At 43.9% G+C, this 16063-nt stretch carries 15 protein-coding genes and 7 tRNA genes; 6 read left to right on the top strand and 16 right to left on the bottom strand.

Features of this window, described 5'->3' with window-relative positions:
* Positions 1 to 140: 140 nt before the first annotated feature.
* Positions 141 to 1727 (top strand): phosphoenolpyruvate carboxykinase (ATP), encoded by a 1587-nt coding sequence (gene pckA, locus R2B72_RS15675; RefSeq protein ID WP_318617682.1) that lies wholly within the window; start codon positions 141 to 143, stop codon positions 1725 to 1727.
* A 143-nt stretch (positions 1728 to 1870) separates the two neighbouring features.
* Here the strand turns inward: pckA and R2B72_RS15680 are convergent, their stop codons facing one another.
* Positions 1871 to 2665, bottom strand: coding sequence for an alpha/beta hydrolase family protein (locus R2B72_RS15680; RefSeq protein WP_318617656.1), 795 nt, complete (start codon positions 2663 to 2665; stop codon positions 1871 to 1873).
* Complete coding sequence (locus tag R2B72_RS15685; protein WP_318617658.1) at positions 2655 to 3116, bottom strand: NUDIX hydrolase; 462 nt, start codon at positions 3114 to 3116, stop codon at positions 2655 to 2657. Before R2B72_RS15685 ends, R2B72_RS15680 begins: the two co-directional genes overlap by 11 nt.
* A gap of 179 nt (positions 3117 to 3295) precedes the next feature.
* Here R2B72_RS15685 and R2B72_RS15690 point away from each other — a divergent pair, with 179 nt between their 5' ends.
* Positions 3296 to 4483 carry a transposase gene (locus tag R2B72_RS15690; RefSeq protein ID WP_318617660.1) on the top strand — a complete coding sequence of 396 codons (1188 nt, stop codon included), beginning with the start codon at positions 3296 to 3298 and terminating at the stop codon, positions 4481 to 4483.
* A 195-nt stretch (positions 4484 to 4678) separates the two neighbouring features.
* On the opposite strand, the gene R2B72_RS15695 is transcribed toward R2B72_RS15690, so the two are convergent.
* Together R2B72_RS15695 and R2B72_RS15700 are read right to left on the bottom strand one after the other, a co-directional pair.
* Positions 4679 to 4987 carry a transposase gene (locus tag R2B72_RS15695; protein WP_318617662.1) on the bottom strand — a complete coding sequence of 103 codons (309 nt, stop codon included), beginning with the start codon at positions 4985 to 4987 and terminating at the stop codon, positions 4679 to 4681.
* An 87-nt stretch (positions 4988 to 5074) separates the two neighbouring features.
* On the bottom strand, positions 5075 to 5254 hold the full coding sequence (locus tag R2B72_RS15700; protein ID WP_318617665.1) for a putative motility protein: 180 nt from the start codon (positions 5252 to 5254) through the stop codon (positions 5075 to 5077).
* Between the two features lie 193 nt (positions 5255 to 5447).
* Here R2B72_RS15700 and yidD point away from each other — a divergent pair, with 193 nt between their 5' ends.
* Complete coding sequence (yidD, locus tag R2B72_RS15705; protein WP_318617667.1) at positions 5448 to 5678, top strand: membrane protein insertion efficiency factor YidD; 231 nt, start codon at positions 5448 to 5450, stop codon at positions 5676 to 5678.
* Between the two features lie 126 nt (positions 5679 to 5804).
* On the top strand, positions 5805 to 6767 hold the full coding sequence (locus R2B72_RS15710) for a metal ABC transporter solute-binding protein, Zn/Mn family (protein ID WP_318617670.1): 963 nt from the start codon (positions 5805 to 5807) through the stop codon (positions 6765 to 6767).
* A 119-nt stretch (positions 6768 to 6886) separates the two neighbouring features.
* Here R2B72_RS15710 and R2B72_RS15715 read toward each other — a convergent pair whose 3' ends face one another.
* The 5 genes from R2B72_RS15715 to R2B72_RS15735 form a co-directional block, all read right to left on the bottom strand.
* Positions 6887 to 8332 carry an o-succinylbenzoate--CoA ligase gene (locus R2B72_RS15715; protein ID WP_318617672.1) on the bottom strand — a complete coding sequence of 482 codons (1446 nt, stop codon included), beginning with the start codon at positions 8330 to 8332 and terminating at the stop codon, positions 6887 to 6889.
* A gap of 68 nt (positions 8333 to 8400) precedes the next feature.
* Positions 8401 to 9219 carry a 1,4-dihydroxy-2-naphthoyl-CoA synthase gene (gene menB, locus R2B72_RS15720; protein WP_318617673.1) on the bottom strand — a complete coding sequence of 273 codons (819 nt, stop codon included), beginning with the start codon at positions 9217 to 9219 and terminating at the stop codon, positions 8401 to 8403.
* A 132-nt stretch (positions 9220 to 9351) separates the two neighbouring features.
* Positions 9352 to 10170, bottom strand: coding sequence for a 2-succinyl-6-hydroxy-2,4-cyclohexadiene-1-carboxylate synthase (gene menH / locus R2B72_RS15725; protein ID WP_318617675.1), 819 nt, complete (start codon positions 10168 to 10170; stop codon positions 9352 to 9354).
* 4 nt (positions 10171 to 10174) lie between these two features.
* Positions 10175 to 11887, bottom strand: coding sequence for a 2-succinyl-5-enolpyruvyl-6-hydroxy-3-cyclohexene-1-carboxylic-acid synthase (menD, locus tag R2B72_RS15730; RefSeq protein WP_318617677.1), 1713 nt, complete (start codon positions 11885 to 11887; stop codon positions 10175 to 10177).
* Entirely contained in the window at positions 11880 to 13265 is a 1386-nt protein-coding gene (locus R2B72_RS15735; protein ID WP_318617678.1) for an isochorismate synthase, read from the bottom strand. The genes menD and R2B72_RS15735 overlap by 8 nt, the downstream gene beginning before the upstream one ends.
* A gap of 170 nt (positions 13266 to 13435) precedes the next feature.
* Here R2B72_RS15735 and R2B72_RS15740 point away from each other — a divergent pair, with 170 nt between their 5' ends.
* Together R2B72_RS15740 and R2B72_RS15745 are read left to right on the top strand one after the other, a co-directional pair.
* Positions 13436 to 14347, top strand: coding sequence for a 1,4-dihydroxy-2-naphthoate polyprenyltransferase (locus R2B72_RS15740; protein WP_318617679.1), 912 nt, complete (start codon positions 13436 to 13438; stop codon positions 14345 to 14347).
* A 106-nt stretch (positions 14348 to 14453) separates the two neighbouring features.
* Complete coding sequence (locus tag R2B72_RS15745; protein ID WP_318617680.1) at positions 14454 to 15134, top strand: TraR/DksA C4-type zinc finger protein; 681 nt, start codon at positions 14454 to 14456, stop codon at positions 15132 to 15134.
* A gap of 328 nt (positions 15135 to 15462) precedes the next feature.
* On the opposite strand, the gene R2B72_RS15750 is transcribed toward R2B72_RS15745, so the two are convergent.
* The 7 genes from R2B72_RS15750 to R2B72_RS15780 all read right to left on the bottom strand — a co-directional run bounded on the left by R2B72_RS15750 (position 15463) and on the right by R2B72_RS15780 (position 16056).
* Positions 15463 to 15534: transfer RNA gene (locus tag R2B72_RS15750), tRNA-Glu, on the bottom strand.
* Between the two features lie 7 nt (positions 15535 to 15541).
* Positions 15542 to 15632, bottom strand: a tRNA-Ser gene (locus tag R2B72_RS15755).
* A gap of 7 nt (positions 15633 to 15639) precedes the next feature.
* Positions 15640 to 15714, bottom strand: a tRNA-Asn gene (locus R2B72_RS15760).
* 1 nt (position 15715) lies between these two features.
* Positions 15716 to 15792 (bottom strand) — tRNA-Ile (locus R2B72_RS15765).
* Between the two features lie 5 nt (positions 15793 to 15797).
* Positions 15798 to 15871, bottom strand: a tRNA-Gly gene (locus R2B72_RS15770).
* 6 nt (positions 15872 to 15877) lie between these two features.
* Positions 15878 to 15953, bottom strand: a tRNA-Phe gene (locus tag R2B72_RS15775).
* A gap of 27 nt (positions 15954 to 15980) precedes the next feature.
* Positions 15981 to 16056 (bottom strand) — tRNA-Asp (locus R2B72_RS15780).
* Between the last annotated feature and the right edge of the window lie 7 nt (positions 16057 to 16063).

A 16063-nucleotide genomic window follows, 5' to 3' on the forward strand; every position in this document is an offset into this window, starting at 1 on the left:
TTGTCAATTAAATTTGATTAGTGGCATATAATTAGTTGCAGTTCGTATTAGTATAGACTATTATTCTTAATGTGTTATACTAATTAAAAATGTGATGTCACCCACTGAATGGGACCACACGAAAAGGATGGTACATGACTATGATATCAGCTAAAATGAACGACAAACTTAAGGATCTCCTTTTAGGTAAAAATGTCAACTTACAGCTTTCTGTTCCACAACTAGTTGAAAAAGCAACAGCGCGCGGAGAAGCACAATTAACTGCAGATGGTGCAGTTACGGCACAAACAGGCAAGTATACAGGTCGCTCTCCGAAGGATAAATACATCGTCGAAGAAGCCTCCTCTAAAGATAAAATCGATTGGGGCAGCGTCAATCGCCCAATCTCATCAGCTATTTTCGATTCATTATATAGCAAAGTCATTAACCATTTGAAAGAACGTGATGAGCTGTTTGTCTTCAAAGGGTTTGCCGGTGCTGATCCCGCTTCACGCCTTGCTATTCAAGTCGTCAATGAATTTGCATGGCATAACCTGTTCGTTCATAACTTATTCATCCGTCCAACTCAAGAAGAATTGCAGACACATGAAGCACAATTCACAATCGTTTCAGCTCCTACCTTCAAAGCAGATCCAGCTATTGACGGCACTAATTCTGAGACATTCATCATTGTGTCAATGGAAAAACGCATTGTTTTAATAGGCGGAACTGAATACGCCGGTGAAATGAAAAAATCAATCTTCTCTATCATGAACTACCTACTTCCTGAAAACGACATTATGCCGATGCATTGCTCCGCAAACGTTGGGGAAGAAGGCGATGTTGCTTTGTTCTTTGGTCTTTCTGGCACAGGGAAAACAACGCTTTCTGCCGATGCAGATCGTAAGCTAATCGGTGACGATGAGCATGGTTGGTCTGATGATGGTGTCTTCAATATTGAAGGCGGTTGCTACGCGAAATGCATTAATTTATCACAAGAAAAAGAACCTGAAATCTTTGGTGCTATTCGTTTCGGTGCGGTTTTGGAAAATGTTGTTGTCGATCCAGATACTCGTATTCCTGATTACAATGATGGTTCATTAACTGAAAATACACGTGCAGCTTACCCAATTCAAGCCATCGATAATATCGTCGATCCTTCTGTTGCGGGTCATCCGAAAACGATTATTTTCTTAACGGCGGACGCATTCGGCGTGTTGCCTCCAATCTCAAAATTAACGAAAGAACAGGCAATGTACCACTTCCTAAGCGGCTTCACATCCAAGCTTGCAGGAACTGAGCGTGGTATTACGTCACCAGAAGCAACGTTCTCAACATGCTTCGGTTCACCGTTCCTACCATTGCATGCGACAGTCTACGCTGAAATGCTTGGCAAGAAAATCGACGAGCATGGCGCACAAGTATTCCTAGTCAACACAGGCTGGACTGGCGGCGGCTATGGTATTGGAAAACGGATGGATCTGAAACACACACGCGCAATGGTACGTGCAGCACTCGCAGGACAATTAAATGATGTTGAAACAACAACAAACGATGTATTTGGTCTAGAAATGCCTACTGCCATCGAAGGCGTTCCATCAGAAGTATTAAACCCACGCAATGCATGGGCTGACGGCACTGCTTACGATGCAAAAGCAAACGAATTAGCAGACCTATTCCGCGAAAACTTCAAGAAATTCGGTACAGTTTCTGAAGCGATTTCTCTTAAAGGCGGACCTACTGCTTAAAAATATAAAAAAGTGTAGCACATTCCACATGTGCTACACTTTTTTCGTTTATTTGAATAGATTAACTATTGTATTTCCTTCGAAAAAGGATTTTATTTCATCTTTTTGGGGATGAAAAATGATTTCCTTACTTTTGTGTTCTACTATTGGACAGACTGTTTCCGCATCCACATACATAAATCACGCACCAACTGGGCATTCATCACCGGGGGGATGAAATGCGTATACTCCTGAAAGTACCATGTGGCGTAGACTTTGTCATGTTGGCGAAGGGCATCTTCTAATAACAACGCCTGTTGAAAGGATACATTGTTATCCTCCATACCATGGATAATAAGGACAGGTGCTTCAATGTCTTGGACACGAAACAAAACTGTTCGCTCTCGGTATTCGTCTGGCATATTGTTCGGCGTTCCGCCAATGACCCGCTTCATCATACGCCGCATATCTTTTCGTTCCTTATATGTAAAGACGACGTCAGACACACCTGCCCAGGTAACCACGGATGCAATATCATCACGTAAAATAGCGGTCCACAATGCCATGATGCCCCCGCGTGAAAAGGCAAACAAGTGGATTTGTTCTGCATTCATTTTCGGATGTTGCTTCAACACATCTACCGCATTCACCGCATCCTGACGATCGGCACCCGCAAACTCATCACGTCCCTCGCCGCCACGATTACCACGGTAATACGGCGCAAATACCACAAAGCCTTGTGACGCGAACTGCGCAATACGTGCGGGACGAACCATGCCCACGTGCTGCATACCACCTCGCAAATAGAGGATGCCTTCATAGCTCCCTTCGGCTATCGGTTCCGCCATCAGCCCCTTGACCTTCAAGCCATCCGACCAATAAGTAATTTCCTCCAGCGCAACATGAGGATTTGGCGAAGGATACGGCCTACGATGAACAATCGTGCCATCATGACTCATGCTCTTCTGCTCGCTCTCTAATGATTTCCATTCCCGTTCCCTTCATATGAAAACTCAATTCCGCGCATCGATTCAATTCGTCGCTCGTCAGCCATATCGCGCCTTCCGTTTCATGCAGCATGGGCTGTTCGTCAATCTGCATCACTTTTCCGGTAAATACCGCCTTACAAAATGTACTGTCACTGTGCACGACATATTCGGCTATTTTGACAAGATCCGTAATCGTCACGCCCGTTTCTTCCATCGTTTCACGAATGGCCGCTTGCTCAATGGATTCGCCCTCCTCCGCCTTGCCTCCAGGAAATTCAATGCCTCGAATCGAATGCTGCGTCAACAACCATTTCCCATTATATTTTAGTACGACAAGCACATGTCGAGCCTCCATGCCAAGGTGATTGTCCTCGAATGTCAGCTCCACACGCCCACCGTTAACATCGTTAAATGTCAGCATCACAATCACGTCCTTTCCTTTAGTTTAACATATCAGTGCAAAATCCTACTTCATCAAAGAGAGGCATAGGAAAGAAATGAATACTTGCTTTTGATGCAACATTACTAAGAACATTTGTTTCATTTTATGGTATAATAAATTGCGGGAATACTCAGCTAATAAGGAGTGGAGGGATAAAAATGATCCGCAGTATGAAAATATCTTTTCGAGCACATAAGGAAACCATTGACCGATTATTCCTGTGTAATCGAGTTTCAGGTGAAGTATGGAATCAATGTCTGGAGCTTTCAAAAGAAACTCATCTGAAAACGGGTAAATGGATCACAAAAAGCGAGTTGCAAAAGCAGACAAAAGGGATGTTTCCTATTCATTCCCAATCTGTCCAAGCTGTCTGCCATAAGTATTTATTTGCCCGAGATGCGACAAATAAAGCTAGAAAAGTAGGATATAAAAACAAATATCCATATAAGCAAAAAAAGTACTTTAACACAAAATGGGCCAACAATGGATTCAAAGTGTTTGAAAACGGTAAAATCGAATTATCGATGGGCATTTTTGAGGGTAAAAGACAAGCCCCTCTCACCGTCTGGATAAAAGAAGTCCCGGTAGGTCAAATCAAAGAAATTGAATTGATTTTTGATAGACAACTCCTGTTATCAATTGCTTATGAAAATAATCAAATAATTAAAGAACATACCTTTGAAAATCGAGCAGCTATTGATGTCGGTGAAGTGCACACCATTGCGGCAGTGGCAGAGAATGGTGAAAATATTATCCTGACAGGTCGTAAACTTCGCTCGATTCATCGGTTGCGTAATAAAAGGCTTGCTGAACTACAAAGGAAAATGAGCAAGTGCACAAAAGGCTCTAAGCAGTGGATAAAATATAACCGAGCGAAAAAATATGTGCTTTCCAAAAGTGAAAAACAGCTCCAAGATGGGCTTCATAAAACGACGCACCAATTTGTCAATTGGTGCGTTGAAAATGAGGTGAAAGAAGTAGCGTTTGGCGATATAGACGGAGTGCAACGCAATACTTCTCGTTGTAAAAAGAAAAAGGTTCGGCGTCGAACGACGAACCAAAAACTATCGAATTGGTCTTTTGGTAAATTATACGCCTATTTGAAGTACAAATTAGAAGTTGAAAAAATTAAAATCGAGAAACACGATGAAAACTATACAACCCAACAATGTCCTTGTTGTGCGAAGAAACGTAAAGTGTCTTCGAGATTGTATAAATGCCCATGTGGCTACTCGAACCATCGTGATATTCATGGTGCTTCGAATTTCTTTGCCAAAACATTTTATGGGGAAATCAGAGAGCTGGATTTCAACTTAAAACAAACAAAGTATCTACGGATTGCCTAAGTGCACGAAGTAGTAGATGGTCAGTTCCGACCCTGCTTATCTCTAGATAAGCTGTTGCCTACTGTATTCGGAGAAAGTGATTCCTGTATTTTATAACAAAAGACTAGTGTCACCCATTAGTCTTGTTGGAACGCTTTGGTTGATGTAGTAGGAAACCCCCACTTCAAAAATGGTTTATTTTAAGTGGCGGGAGGTTCATCGAAAGTACGGTAGCTTCTCAATAAACCGCTTCGATTTGTCATCGGTAAACTCATGAATCAGTGCATAGACCTTCATCGTCCGCAAATCTATATCATGGTTATCCTTGTCATAATGATAAGGTACATATGGTAGATGCGACCTAAGAAAATTACGGAATTCCAGTCGATCCACCTGGTGAAACAATCGGTGGAATACCGGTACATATTCCTCTGTGACATTAACTTCATATTCCCACGGTGAATCATCGGGATAATGATACACTTGCTGATTTACGACTGACACGTACATTTTATATGTTTCCATGCAAACCCATCCTTTTTTTTATTAGCATGGCTTCCTCAAAGAAAAACATGCATCCCCATTTACTAGGAATGCATGTTTGTGGTCGATTTACGCTGTAACGTCGATCGAAGCGCCTTTAGTAGGATGAGCTACTGGCTGGTCAGGTAATACTTCCAGCATCTCTGTCATTGCACTCGTCTCCATTGCAAGCGATTGGTTCATTACACTCATTTGTACAAGCGATTGCAAACTTTTTAGTTGGCTCGCCATTATCGAATTCATATCCATTTGCTATCACACCTTTCACAATCTTATTATCGGTGTTTCAGGCTCATTTTTAAGGGAATTCGATTATTTATTGCAATCACTAAGAAATGCATGGAGCATCCTATACATCTTTTGTTATATAATTCATCTCCCTGTTCATATACCTCTAAAGCTAGTAGACTAAACATGACAGCACGAATAGGGAGTTATCAACTTGAAAACAATCTTAATGGGCATCATCAAAATTTATCAAAAAGTCATATCACCATTAACGCCGCCATCATGCCGCTTCTATCCAACCTGTTCACATTATGGGATTGAGGCTATCGACAAGCATGGGGCGCTAAAAGGTTCATGGCTAGCGGTACGCCGCATTTCAAAATGCCATCCATTTCACGAGGGTGGGTTTGATCCAGTTCCTGAGAAAGAGACAGGGAAAAAATAGAAACGGTTCAGCATTTTTCGCTGAGTCGTTTTTTTAGTTGCCAAATGTTTAACTCTCTTGTATGATAATAAAGCTAGCTTTCTAAATCGTAATGATTACTATTAACTAAACGGAGGATATTTACTTATGAACAAAAAAATTATTATCGTCATGTCATTACTGATGATATTGTTACTTGCTGCTTGCGGCAATAAAGATACAAATAAACAACAACAAGCAAACGATAGTGAGAAACTTGCTGTTTACACTACTGTCTATCCACTACAATATTTTACAGAGCGAATCGGCGGCGAGCACGTCGATGTCAAATCAATCTACCCACCCGGTGCGGATGAGCATACATTTGATCCGACTCAAAAAGATATGATGGCACTTGCAGATTCGGATTTATTCTTCTATATTGGTCTTGGTCTTGAAGGGTTTGTAGAAAACGCAGAAAAGACATTGAAAAACGAACATGTCACAATGGTTGCGACTGCAGAAGGTATTTCTGAAGAAATGCTTGATGAAGGGCATGCCCATGAAGAGGAAGGCCATGATGAAGAAGGTCACGACCATGGTCCACTTGATCCCCATGTCTGGATGTCACCAAAACTAAGTGTAGAGCTTGCCAATTCCATCAAAAATTCTTTAATTAACAAAGCACCTGAAATGGCAGCTGAATTCGAGAAAAACTTTGAGCAGTTGAATGCCGATTTAGTCGAACTTGATGGTCAATTCAAAGAGATGGCATCCAATGCCCCATCTAAAACATTTTTTGTCTCTCATGCGGCATTCGGTTATATCGCAGAGCCATATGGCCTTGAGCAAGTCGCCATCGCCGGCTTGAACTCGCAAAGTGAGCCTTCACAAAAACAATTGGCGAAACTTGTTGAACAGGCTAAGGAACAGGACGTGCACTATATCCTATTCGAGCAAAATGTTTCATCCAAACCAACAGAGGTCATCCGCAAGGAAATCGGCGCCGAAGCACTTACACTGCATAATCTGGGTGTATTGACGCTGGACGATGTCAAAAATGAGGAAGACTATTTTTCTTTGATGGAGCGGAATATCGAAACGTTGAGCAAAGCGTTGAGTGGAGAATGATACAGAAAAGCTGTTGTACACATTGGAGAAATTCGATGAGCACAACAGCTTTTTAATTTAGATTAATTTAGCTATCGCCATGACAGTTCCAGCAGTTACACTGACAGTCCAAATCCCCTCTACTCCAAGTCCACCCATTCCCTTAATTCCCGCCTTAACAACTTATTCGCCGCATTGCGCGGCAACTTATCGACGAAACGGAACGCTTTTGGCACTTTATAACGTGCTAACCGCTCTTCGCAAAACATTAGCAACTCCTCTGCAGTCACTTTATCCTCCGCGACGACAAATGCTATCGGAACACTTCCCCATTCAGTATGCTCTCGCCCACATACACCTGCTTCTCTAACACCCGGATGCGCCACAAGCACATGTTCAATTTCCGCAGGATAAATATTTTCTCCGCCTGAAATAATTAAATCTGAGCGCCGATCGACAATATACAAATAACCTTCTTCGTCGAAATAACCGATATCCCCTGTTGGCAACCATCCATCCTCTAACGGATTGACATCTGCAAATCGTCCGATATACCCTGGCGTCACATGCGGACCCCGTATAAATACTTCACCTTTGTCACCGGGATTCTCCGTATCTTTTATCTTGATTTGATTAAAAAATAATGGCTTACCCGCGGAGCCCATCTTGCGCATCGCATCGCCTGCCGATAACGTTGCCGTCTGCGAACTCGTTTCCGTCATACCATATGTTTGCAGCACAGGAATATTGCGTGCCACCGCCCGTTGCAAATAATCAACAGGCACTGATCCACCACCTGCCAGCATCGTTTGGAAGGAAGGATGTGCAAACCCATTATCCTTTTCAAGCTCTCGCAAGATTTTATCCAACGTCAAGGACACGACAGACATCCTTGTCACCGATCCTTCTCGAATTTCAGCCGCCGTCTTAACCGCATCGAACTTTTCGTATAACCTAACTTCCATTCCGTATAAAACGGAGCGAACGAGTATAGAGAAACCGCTAATGTGAAATAACGGCATCGCACAAAGCCAGACATCTTTCTCATTTAATCCAAGATTCAACACAGATGACAGCGCACTAGAAACATGATTGCCCGCTGTTTGACGAACCCCTTTCGGAAATCCTGTCGTACCCGACGTATACATAATCGTAATCGTCCGATCTGCTGCCCATAGTTCTTGAACGTCAAATTGCTGCACTGCACTTTGGTCAATTGCCGAATAAAGAAGCTGACGGATAGCTGAATCAGCGACAACTTCACTCATTTCATCTGCAACAATGACCGCACTAGCACCCGAATCCTCCAGCTGCCACTCCAATTCTTTTATTGTCAGCCGGCTATTCAACATGACGATTTCAAGTCCTGCTAACATGCAGGCATGGATGATGAATACCATCTCTGCATTAGATGGACCTAGCAATGCAATACGCTGCCCTTCCTGCAAATCATTCGCTGTCAATTTCCTTGCAAGCATCATCGACTTATTTTTCAGCTCGGCAAATGTCCATGTTTCATCACCAAAAGATAGCGCCGTTTTCTCTGGCGTTAAATACGCTCGTTGCATAAGCCAATTCGGAATCATTTTGTCACCTTCCATTCACAAAAAGCTGCCCTGTAATAGGCAGCTTTCTTTGTATATCATCCAGTTTATTAAGGGAAACGTGGGAATTGACCGAAGTCCGGTTGACGTTTTTCTTTAAACGAATCGCGTCCTTCTTTCGCCTCGTCTGTTGTGTAATACAGAAGCGTTGCATCTCCTGCAAATTGTTGAAGTCCTGCAAGGCCATCTGTATCCGCGTTCATTGCCGCTTTGACAAAACGAAGTGCAGTCGGGCTCATGCCGAGCATTTCTTCACACCATTGAACGGTTTCGTCTTCCAGTTGCTCATAAGGAACGACTGTGTTGACTAACCCCATGTCAAGCGCTTCCTGTGCGTCGTATTGACGGCATAGGAACCAAATTTCGCGTGCTTTCTTATGGCCTACGATACGTGCCAAGTAACCTGAACCGTAACCAGCGTCGAATGAACCGACTTTTGGTCCTGTTTGTCCGAAACGTGCGTTGTCTGCCGCAATCGTCAAGTCGCAAACGACGTGTAACACGTGTCCGCCACCGATTGCATATCCTGCAACCATCGCCACAACTGGCTTCGGAATCACACGGATAAGACGTTGTAGGTCAAGTACATTCAAACGTGGAATTTCGTCATCTCCAACATAGCCACCATGACCACGTACAGATTGATCGCCACCTGAACAGAATGCTTTCTCGCCTTCACCTGTCAAAACAATAACACCAATACTCGCGTCATCACGTGCACGTGAAAATGCATCGATAAGTTCCATTACCGTTTTTGGACGGAATGCGTTACGCACTTCCGGACGATTAATTGTAATTTTTGCGATACCACTATACTTTTCATATTTGATATCTTCGTATGTACGAATTGTTTCCCATTGACGTGTCATAATAAATCCTCCTCGTTTTTCACTCCATCAATTGTACCTCGGCGTAATTGTACCCGCAGCAAGCGAGCATGCAGTGGAGAGGGATTGAACTGCATCCCTCTTTGTTGCGACAGGACGTCGCACCGACTGCCTTCATTGAGCACCCTTCAAAATATGTTCCTCTACCATTGTAGCAAACACAGCGGGATTTTCCACATGAATTGCATGTCCGACATGTACAATCGTTTCATGACGAGCATGTGAGAAATAACTCATCATTTCCCGGGCAATATTTACGAATTTCGTGTCGAGTTCCCCCGTTATGAGCAAAATAGCAAGATTGAGCGTATGGAGCTGTTGCCAATACGACGGTTGACTACCTGTCCCCATGCCCCTTAAACTGTTCGCAAGTCCCAGTTCACGCTGACTAAGCCGTTCATTTCTGACCGCTTGCTTTTTTTCCTCCGACAATACTCTCTGTGAATCAAACAACGGAATACTCTCCCAAAAATCAACAAATGCCGGTAAGCCATCTGCTAAAATTTTATCAGCCAAGCGATTATCCGCTGCTTTCCGATTCGCTCGCTCCTTAGCTGTTGTCAGCCCTGGAGAAGCACTTTCAAGGATCAGTGACGACAATCTTCTCGGATACTGAACTGCATATGCAAGTGCAACGCGGCCTCCCATGGAATAGCCAAGCAATGCAAATCGCTCCAACGACAGCTTGTCAAAAAGCGCTTCTAGATCTTCCACCTGCTGTGTCATCGAATAACGCGCAATATCCTCTGGTGCTGCCGTTTTCCCATGACCCGTTAAATCAATCGCAACTGTGCGGAATTTCCCTTCGAACAGTTCAGTGACCTCCTGCCAAGTAACCGTACTCCCAGTGAAACCATGTAACAAGACAACCGTCGGCAAGCTATCATCGCCATTCATTGCCACATGGATGTCTATTCCACGAATCTGAACCAATCGTTCACACATCACTATCAAGCCTATCTGTAATCTGTGCCCACAACTCACGATGTGCCTGCACATTGACCTGGCGATCCGAAAACACTTCAATGATACGCAAAGGCTTATTCTTCTCACGTACAAGCTCAACCTGAAATTCCTCAACTGTATTCACTGCCGCATACTGTGCATCATACATCGCCGCAATATGATTGAACGTCAAACCAGTCGGCGTGCCAAACAACTCTTCAAAATGATTCGTTACCCCAGCTTGCGGCAGATAAGAGAAAATCCCGCCGCCATCGTTATTCATAATGACAATCGTCAAGTCCACTTCATGAAAACGACTGACGATCAAACCATTAACATCATGTAAAAACGATAAATCTCCAATATACAACCAGGTCGATCGCTTGCGTGCCGCCTGAATACCAAATGCCGTTGATACAACTCCATCAATACCATTTGTTCCTCGATTAGCAAAAATCGTTACATCTTTCGTCGTTGCCCTGAAAAATGTATCGAAATCACGAATCGGCATACTGCTGCCACTGACGACATCACTACCAGCTGGTAAAAACTCCATTAACATTTTTGCAAAAATCCCTTCGTCACCCGCGACTCCCTTATAACTGTTCGTCACATCAGTTGCTAACTGATTCGCGCGAGCCCATAACTCCGTATAAGCTGTCTTCGGCTTATCCACAATCATTGGGAAAATTGCTTCCGGTGCAGTTTGAATATGATGCGTGACAACGCCGAGCGAATCTCGAAACTCCGGCGATTCATCCACTGCAATAACAATTGAAGGTCTTACCTTTTTCAAATAAAGTGCTAATGACTTGGACACAGGTTGCGTGCCAAAACGAATAACGGTGTTCGGCATCACCTTGTCACAGAAGGCACCACTTTTCAACAGAGCGTCATAGTGATCGATACACAACGCTGTACACTGCTTGGGTACCTCTGAACGCAGATTCGATAATGGATCGCATAGCACCGGCCATTGAAGTGCACCGGCAAATCGCCAAAAAGCTTGTTTATCGACCCCAACCGGCAGTTCTCCAGCTATAATAATTCCTGTCTCAGACACAGCTAGAATGTCCTTGATCAGTTGTGCTGTGTCCGTATCCAAACTAGCGACACCTGTTAAACGTTTAGTAAATGTCGATGTAGGCGTTGCTCGATCAAAATCAATTAGCAAGGGTTCCCGGAACGGTATATTCAAATGAATCGGTCCATTGGGAGCTGTTGTCGCAACTGACAATGCACGGCTAACATGGCGATCAATAAAATCATGAATGTCCGCATTATCTTCTGGCAAAGGCATGTCCACACTATATTTCACATGCTCACCATACATACGAATCTGATCAATCGCTTGCGGTGCTCCCACTTCTCTTAATTCATGCGGACGGTCTGCCGTCATAACAATGAGTGGAATGCGCGCATAATAGGCCTCTGTAATCGCCGGATGATAATTCGAAGCCGCCGTACCCGATGTACAAAGCAGAACAACCGGTTTGCCAGATGCCTTCGCAATGCCCAATGCAAAATAAGCCGCGGAACGTTCGTCAACTTGCATATACACATCAAGATTCTCAGTCGAAGCAAATGCATAGGCCAGTGGCGTCGAACGTGAGCCTGGACTAATGACGACTGCTGACACACCTGCATTCATCAGCGCCCCGGTCATTCGCCGGACATAATCCGTCAATACACTCCGGTTATCCATTTAATTTTCCCCCAAGAGCCCGCATAACCGGTCTAAATTTAACCCATGTTTCATCATATTCTTGATCCGGATCAGAATCTGCGACAATTCCACCGCCTGCGTACAAATACGCACGATCACCGTCTAATAATGCAGAACGTATCGCTACCGCGAATTCCCCATTACCCGCCGTATCCGTCCAACCAATCGGTGCAGCATAATAGCCCCGATCCATATTTTCCTCAGACCGGATCATGTCCATCGACACATTTGTTGGAACCCCACCAAGTGCAGGTGTCGGATGAAGTGCCTGAACTAAACTAAAAATATCAGTCCCTTGCTCTACTTGCCCTTCAATCGGTGTGAATAAATGCTGGATATCACGAATTTTCATGAGTTTCGGTACTTTTGGCATAGTGATGTTTGTGCAAAACGTTTGAAATACCTGTGAAATCATATTGACAACATATTGATGCTCTTCTCGATTTTTATGATCCTCCAGCAGTTCCTCACCGAATGCACGGTCTTCCGCCGCCGACTTGCCGCGTTTAATAGATCCCGCTACACAAGCTGAATACGCTCGTCCTGCTGATATTTCGATCAATCGTTCTGGGGTTGCGCCAAAAAATAATTGGCCATCTTTTTGAAGGCCGAAATGATAACTTTCCTGCTGTTCATTTGAAATATGATGGAGCGCAGTGACAGCCGGCACTTCATTGTCAAAGTTTAGCTGTACGGAGCGTGCAATGACCACTTTCTCAGCTTCGCCGTTATTGATTTTTTCCGTCACATCCGCAACAGCCTGCATATAGTCATCCTTCGCAATTTCTTCAATTGACACGACTGTTGGCTTTGCCAGAAGGTTGAAATCTTCTACCTGTGCAATATGAATAAGACGATCTCTTTCTTCACGCAACTGCTCGAATTCTTCAGCCGCTTCACAGCTTTCCGTCACTAAGTTGATGGAAATAGAAGTTTTCCCATTTTTTATGATCAACTGGAAAGAAGGCACAACAAAATAAGCGGATGGGAATATCTTCCATTCAGCTTCCTTCACACTTTTCGGATCAAATGAAAACCCACCAAATAACACAGGCTCCATGTCTTTTTCTTCTTTAATAAGCGCAGCACGTAACGTATTCCATGCACTAGAAATATGTGCAAAACGTTCATTCACGCCTTCACTCGTCAATACTGTGGCATGCCCTATGCCGACAAGTGTCATGGTCTTATCAGCATTTTGCCAATAAAATCGTTTATCTTTGTAACAGGAATCCCCCGCTTCAAAAAAAGCAAGCGGTGAAATTCGCCCCGCATCGATGGTTTCCGTAAAAAATCGTACTGTATGATTCTCGATTTTCAATTGAGTTTTGCGGGTAGCGGTCAACTTCCGGTTCATCATTTTCCCTCCGTACATTCAGTGAACTCATTATGTGCTTATACCTTTATACTATCATACCGCATACAGATTTTTCGACATTTCGGCACATAATTAAGAAGGCAGCATGTCCACTTTGTCGAATTTAGAGTACAATAGAGTCAGTACAAAATGATAGGGAGCGAACAATTTTGCAACAGACAATAAAAGCAGATACAGGGTGGCGCATTTGGTGGCAACTGACGCGTCCACATACCCTTACAGCAGCATTTGCACCTGTGTTCCTCGGTACAATGATTGCATTACCAGAAGAAAACATCAATTTCACAATATTTTTCGCCATGCTCACCGCCAGTATCTTCATCCAAATGGCGACAAATATGTTTAACGAATACTATGATTTCAAGCGCGGTCTTGATACTGAGCATTCCATTGGCATTGGCGGTACAATTGTCCGCAATGGTGTCAAACCAAAAACCGTATTAAATCTTGCCTTTTTACTGTACGGAATTTCCGTCCTGATCGGCATCTACATTTGTATGGAGTCATCATGGCTACTCGCAGTTGTTGGTGTCCTATCGATGATGGTGGGCTATTTTTACACGGGTGGTCCATATCCAATCGCTTATACACCTTTTGGAGAGCTAGTATCTGGCGTAGTCATGGGCATGTTGCTCATTCTCATTGCCTTTTATCTTCAAACAGGAACCATCACGACAGAAGCCGTGCTATTATCTATACCGAGTATGCTGCTCGTCGGTGGAATCATGTTGGCCAACAACATCCGTGATATTGAAGGAGATACCGAAGGCGGTCGGAGAACACTTGCCATACTTGTTGGCCGCTCAAATGCTATTACTATTTTAATGTCCTTTTTCATCATTTCGTATGGCTGGATTATAGCACTGGTTATTTTGGGATACCTTACACCTTGGGCCCTTCTCGTTTTGCTCAGTGTCAAAAAGCCAGCAACTGCCATCACTGTATTCCGAAAAAATTTGCAACCACTTGAAGTCATGCCTGCTATGAAAAATACCGCTGTGACAAACACATTATTTGGATTGTTACTCGGTCTCGGTATACTCTTCAATCATTTATTCTAAAACAACAGCCTGCAGCCTCGAATAAAATTCGGTTGTAGGCTTTTATTAATCAAATCAGCAAACTTTGCACATACTGTTGGTATTCCCAAAAAGGACGTGACAAAACGTGCTGAATAAACAACAACAAGCAATACTAAAAAAAGAGTTACTGGAAATGAAGGAACATTTGGCAACAACAGCAGAAGAAACAGATAGTAAGGAAAGTGTACAAGAGTCCGCCGGAGAACTATCGATGTATGACAACCATCCAGGCGATATGGGCACAGAACTGTTTGAACGCGAAAAAGACGCAGCTCTCCACGTCCATGCTAACTCTGAGTTAGAAAAGGTCGAGAACGCCTTACAAGCAATGCAAGACGGCATTTACGGGAACTGTGAAGTCTGTCAAAAAGAAATTCCATTTGAACGACTCGAAGCCGTCCCCTACACGACGCTATGCATTGACCATGCGACAGAACAGGAAGTACCGCATGATCGTCCTGTTGAGGATGACATCCTGATTATGGCTAACCCAAATTCATATGCTGATAGAAGATCTGGAGAAGCACGTGACGGCGAAGACAGCTTTCAAGAAATTGCAAAGTCTGGCACCTCTGAGACCCCTTCAGACTTTATAGGCGACCATGAAAGCTATGACACACTATACAACAGCACAATCGAAGACGGAGCAACAGAAGCAATTGAGGAGTTTACAGGCACAGACATCAGCGGCAAAACACGCGGCTTCATCAGATCCGATGCATCCGAACAATATGAGGCGGAACTGGATAGCCAGGAGTATGAATAGAATAGCTTAATATAAAAAGCGACATCCTCGAGTTTGTTAGGCAATCGGGGATGTCGCTTTCATATAGTAGCAATTATGTACTTCTTTATTTAAAAACTATGCTACCTTGGAGTAAAACTGGACTGCCTCTAGACAAAACTGAACTACCAATTCTGCCAACTCGACTCCCCCTAGACGAAACTGGACTTCGAATATCAAAAACTGATCTACGTCCAATATGAAATCACAAGGCGGGAATACATTCTCAATACAAAACTCTATAATTCTCTGAACAATAAAAAAGCTATGTTGTTAGTTCATTAAGAACTTGCAACATAGCTTTTTTGTATGACCCCTACGGGATTCGAACCCGTGTTACCGCCGTGAAAGGGCGGTGTCTTAACCGCTTGACCAAGGGGCCAAATATATGGCGGAGAAGGAGGGATTCGAACCCTCGCACCGCTTTCGCGATCTATACCCTTAGCAGGGGCACCTCTTGAGCCACTTGAGTACTTCCCCATATAAATGGCTCCGCAGGTAGGACTCGAACCTACGACCGATCGGTTAACAGCCGATTGCTCTACCACTGAGCTACTGCGGAATGGTGGGCCTAAGTGGACTCGAACCACCGACCTCACGCTTATCAGGCGTGCGCTCTAACCAGCTGAGCTATAGGCCCTAATTTGGAGCGGATGAAGGGAATCGAACCCTCATCATCAGCTTGGAAGGCTGAGGTTTTACCACTAAACTACATCCGCATAAGATGGTGGCTCAGGACGGAATCGAACCGCCGACACAAGGATTTTCAGTCCTTTGCTCTACCGACTGAGCTACTGAGCCACATATGTACTACTTTTTTAAAAAAAATGGCGGTCCCGACCGGGATCGAACCGGCGATCTCCTGCGTGACAGGCAGGCATGTTAACCGCTACACCACGGGACCATTTGGT

The sequence above is a fragment of the Sporosarcina sp. YIM B06819 genome, from assembly GCF_033485175.1.
In the GTDB taxonomy this organism is placed as follows: Bacteria; Bacillota; Bacilli; order Bacillales_A; family Planococcaceae; genus Sporosarcina.

Excerpts from the sequence above, each read along its gene's own strand:
- pckA (WP_318617682.1), top strand. The coding sequence starts at position 141 with ATGATATCAGCTAAAATGAACGACAAACTTAAGGATCTCCTTTTAGGT.
- R2B72_RS15710 (WP_318617670.1), top strand. The coding sequence starts at position 5,805 with ATGAACAAAAAAATTATTATCGTCATGTCATTACTGATGATATTGTTA.
- R2B72_RS15680 (WP_318617656.1), bottom strand. The coding sequence starts at position 2,665 with ATGAGTCATGATGGCACGATTGTTCATCGTAGGCCGTATCCTTCGCCA.
- R2B72_RS15715 (WP_318617672.1), bottom strand. The coding sequence starts at position 8,332 with ATGATTCCGAATTGGCTTATGCAACGAGCGTATTTAACGCCAGAGAAA.
- R2B72_RS15700 (WP_318617665.1), bottom strand. The coding sequence starts at position 5,254 with ATGGATATGAATTCGATAATGGCGAGCCAACTAAAAAGTTTGCAATCG.
- R2B72_RS15690 (WP_318617660.1), top strand. The coding sequence starts at position 3,296 with ATGATCCGCAGTATGAAAATATCTTTTCGAGCACATAAGGAAACCATT.
- R2B72_RS15695 (WP_318617662.1), bottom strand. The coding sequence starts at position 4,987 with ATGGAAACATATAAAATGTACGTGTCAGTCGTAAATCAGCAAGTGTAT.
- R2B72_RS15735 (WP_318617678.1), bottom strand. The coding sequence starts at position 13,265 with ATGAACCGGAAGTTGACCGCTACCCGCAAAACTCAATTGAAAATCGAG.
- menB (WP_318617673.1), bottom strand. The coding sequence starts at position 9,219 with ATGACACGTCAATGGGAAACAATTCGTACATACGAAGATATCAAATAT.
- menD (WP_318617677.1), bottom strand. The coding sequence starts at position 11,887 with ATGGATAACCGGAGTGTATTGACGGATTATGTCCGGCGAATGACCGGG.
- R2B72_RS15685 (WP_318617658.1), bottom strand. The coding sequence starts at position 3,116 with ATGCTGACATTTAACGATGTTAACGGTGGGCGTGTGGAGCTGACATTC.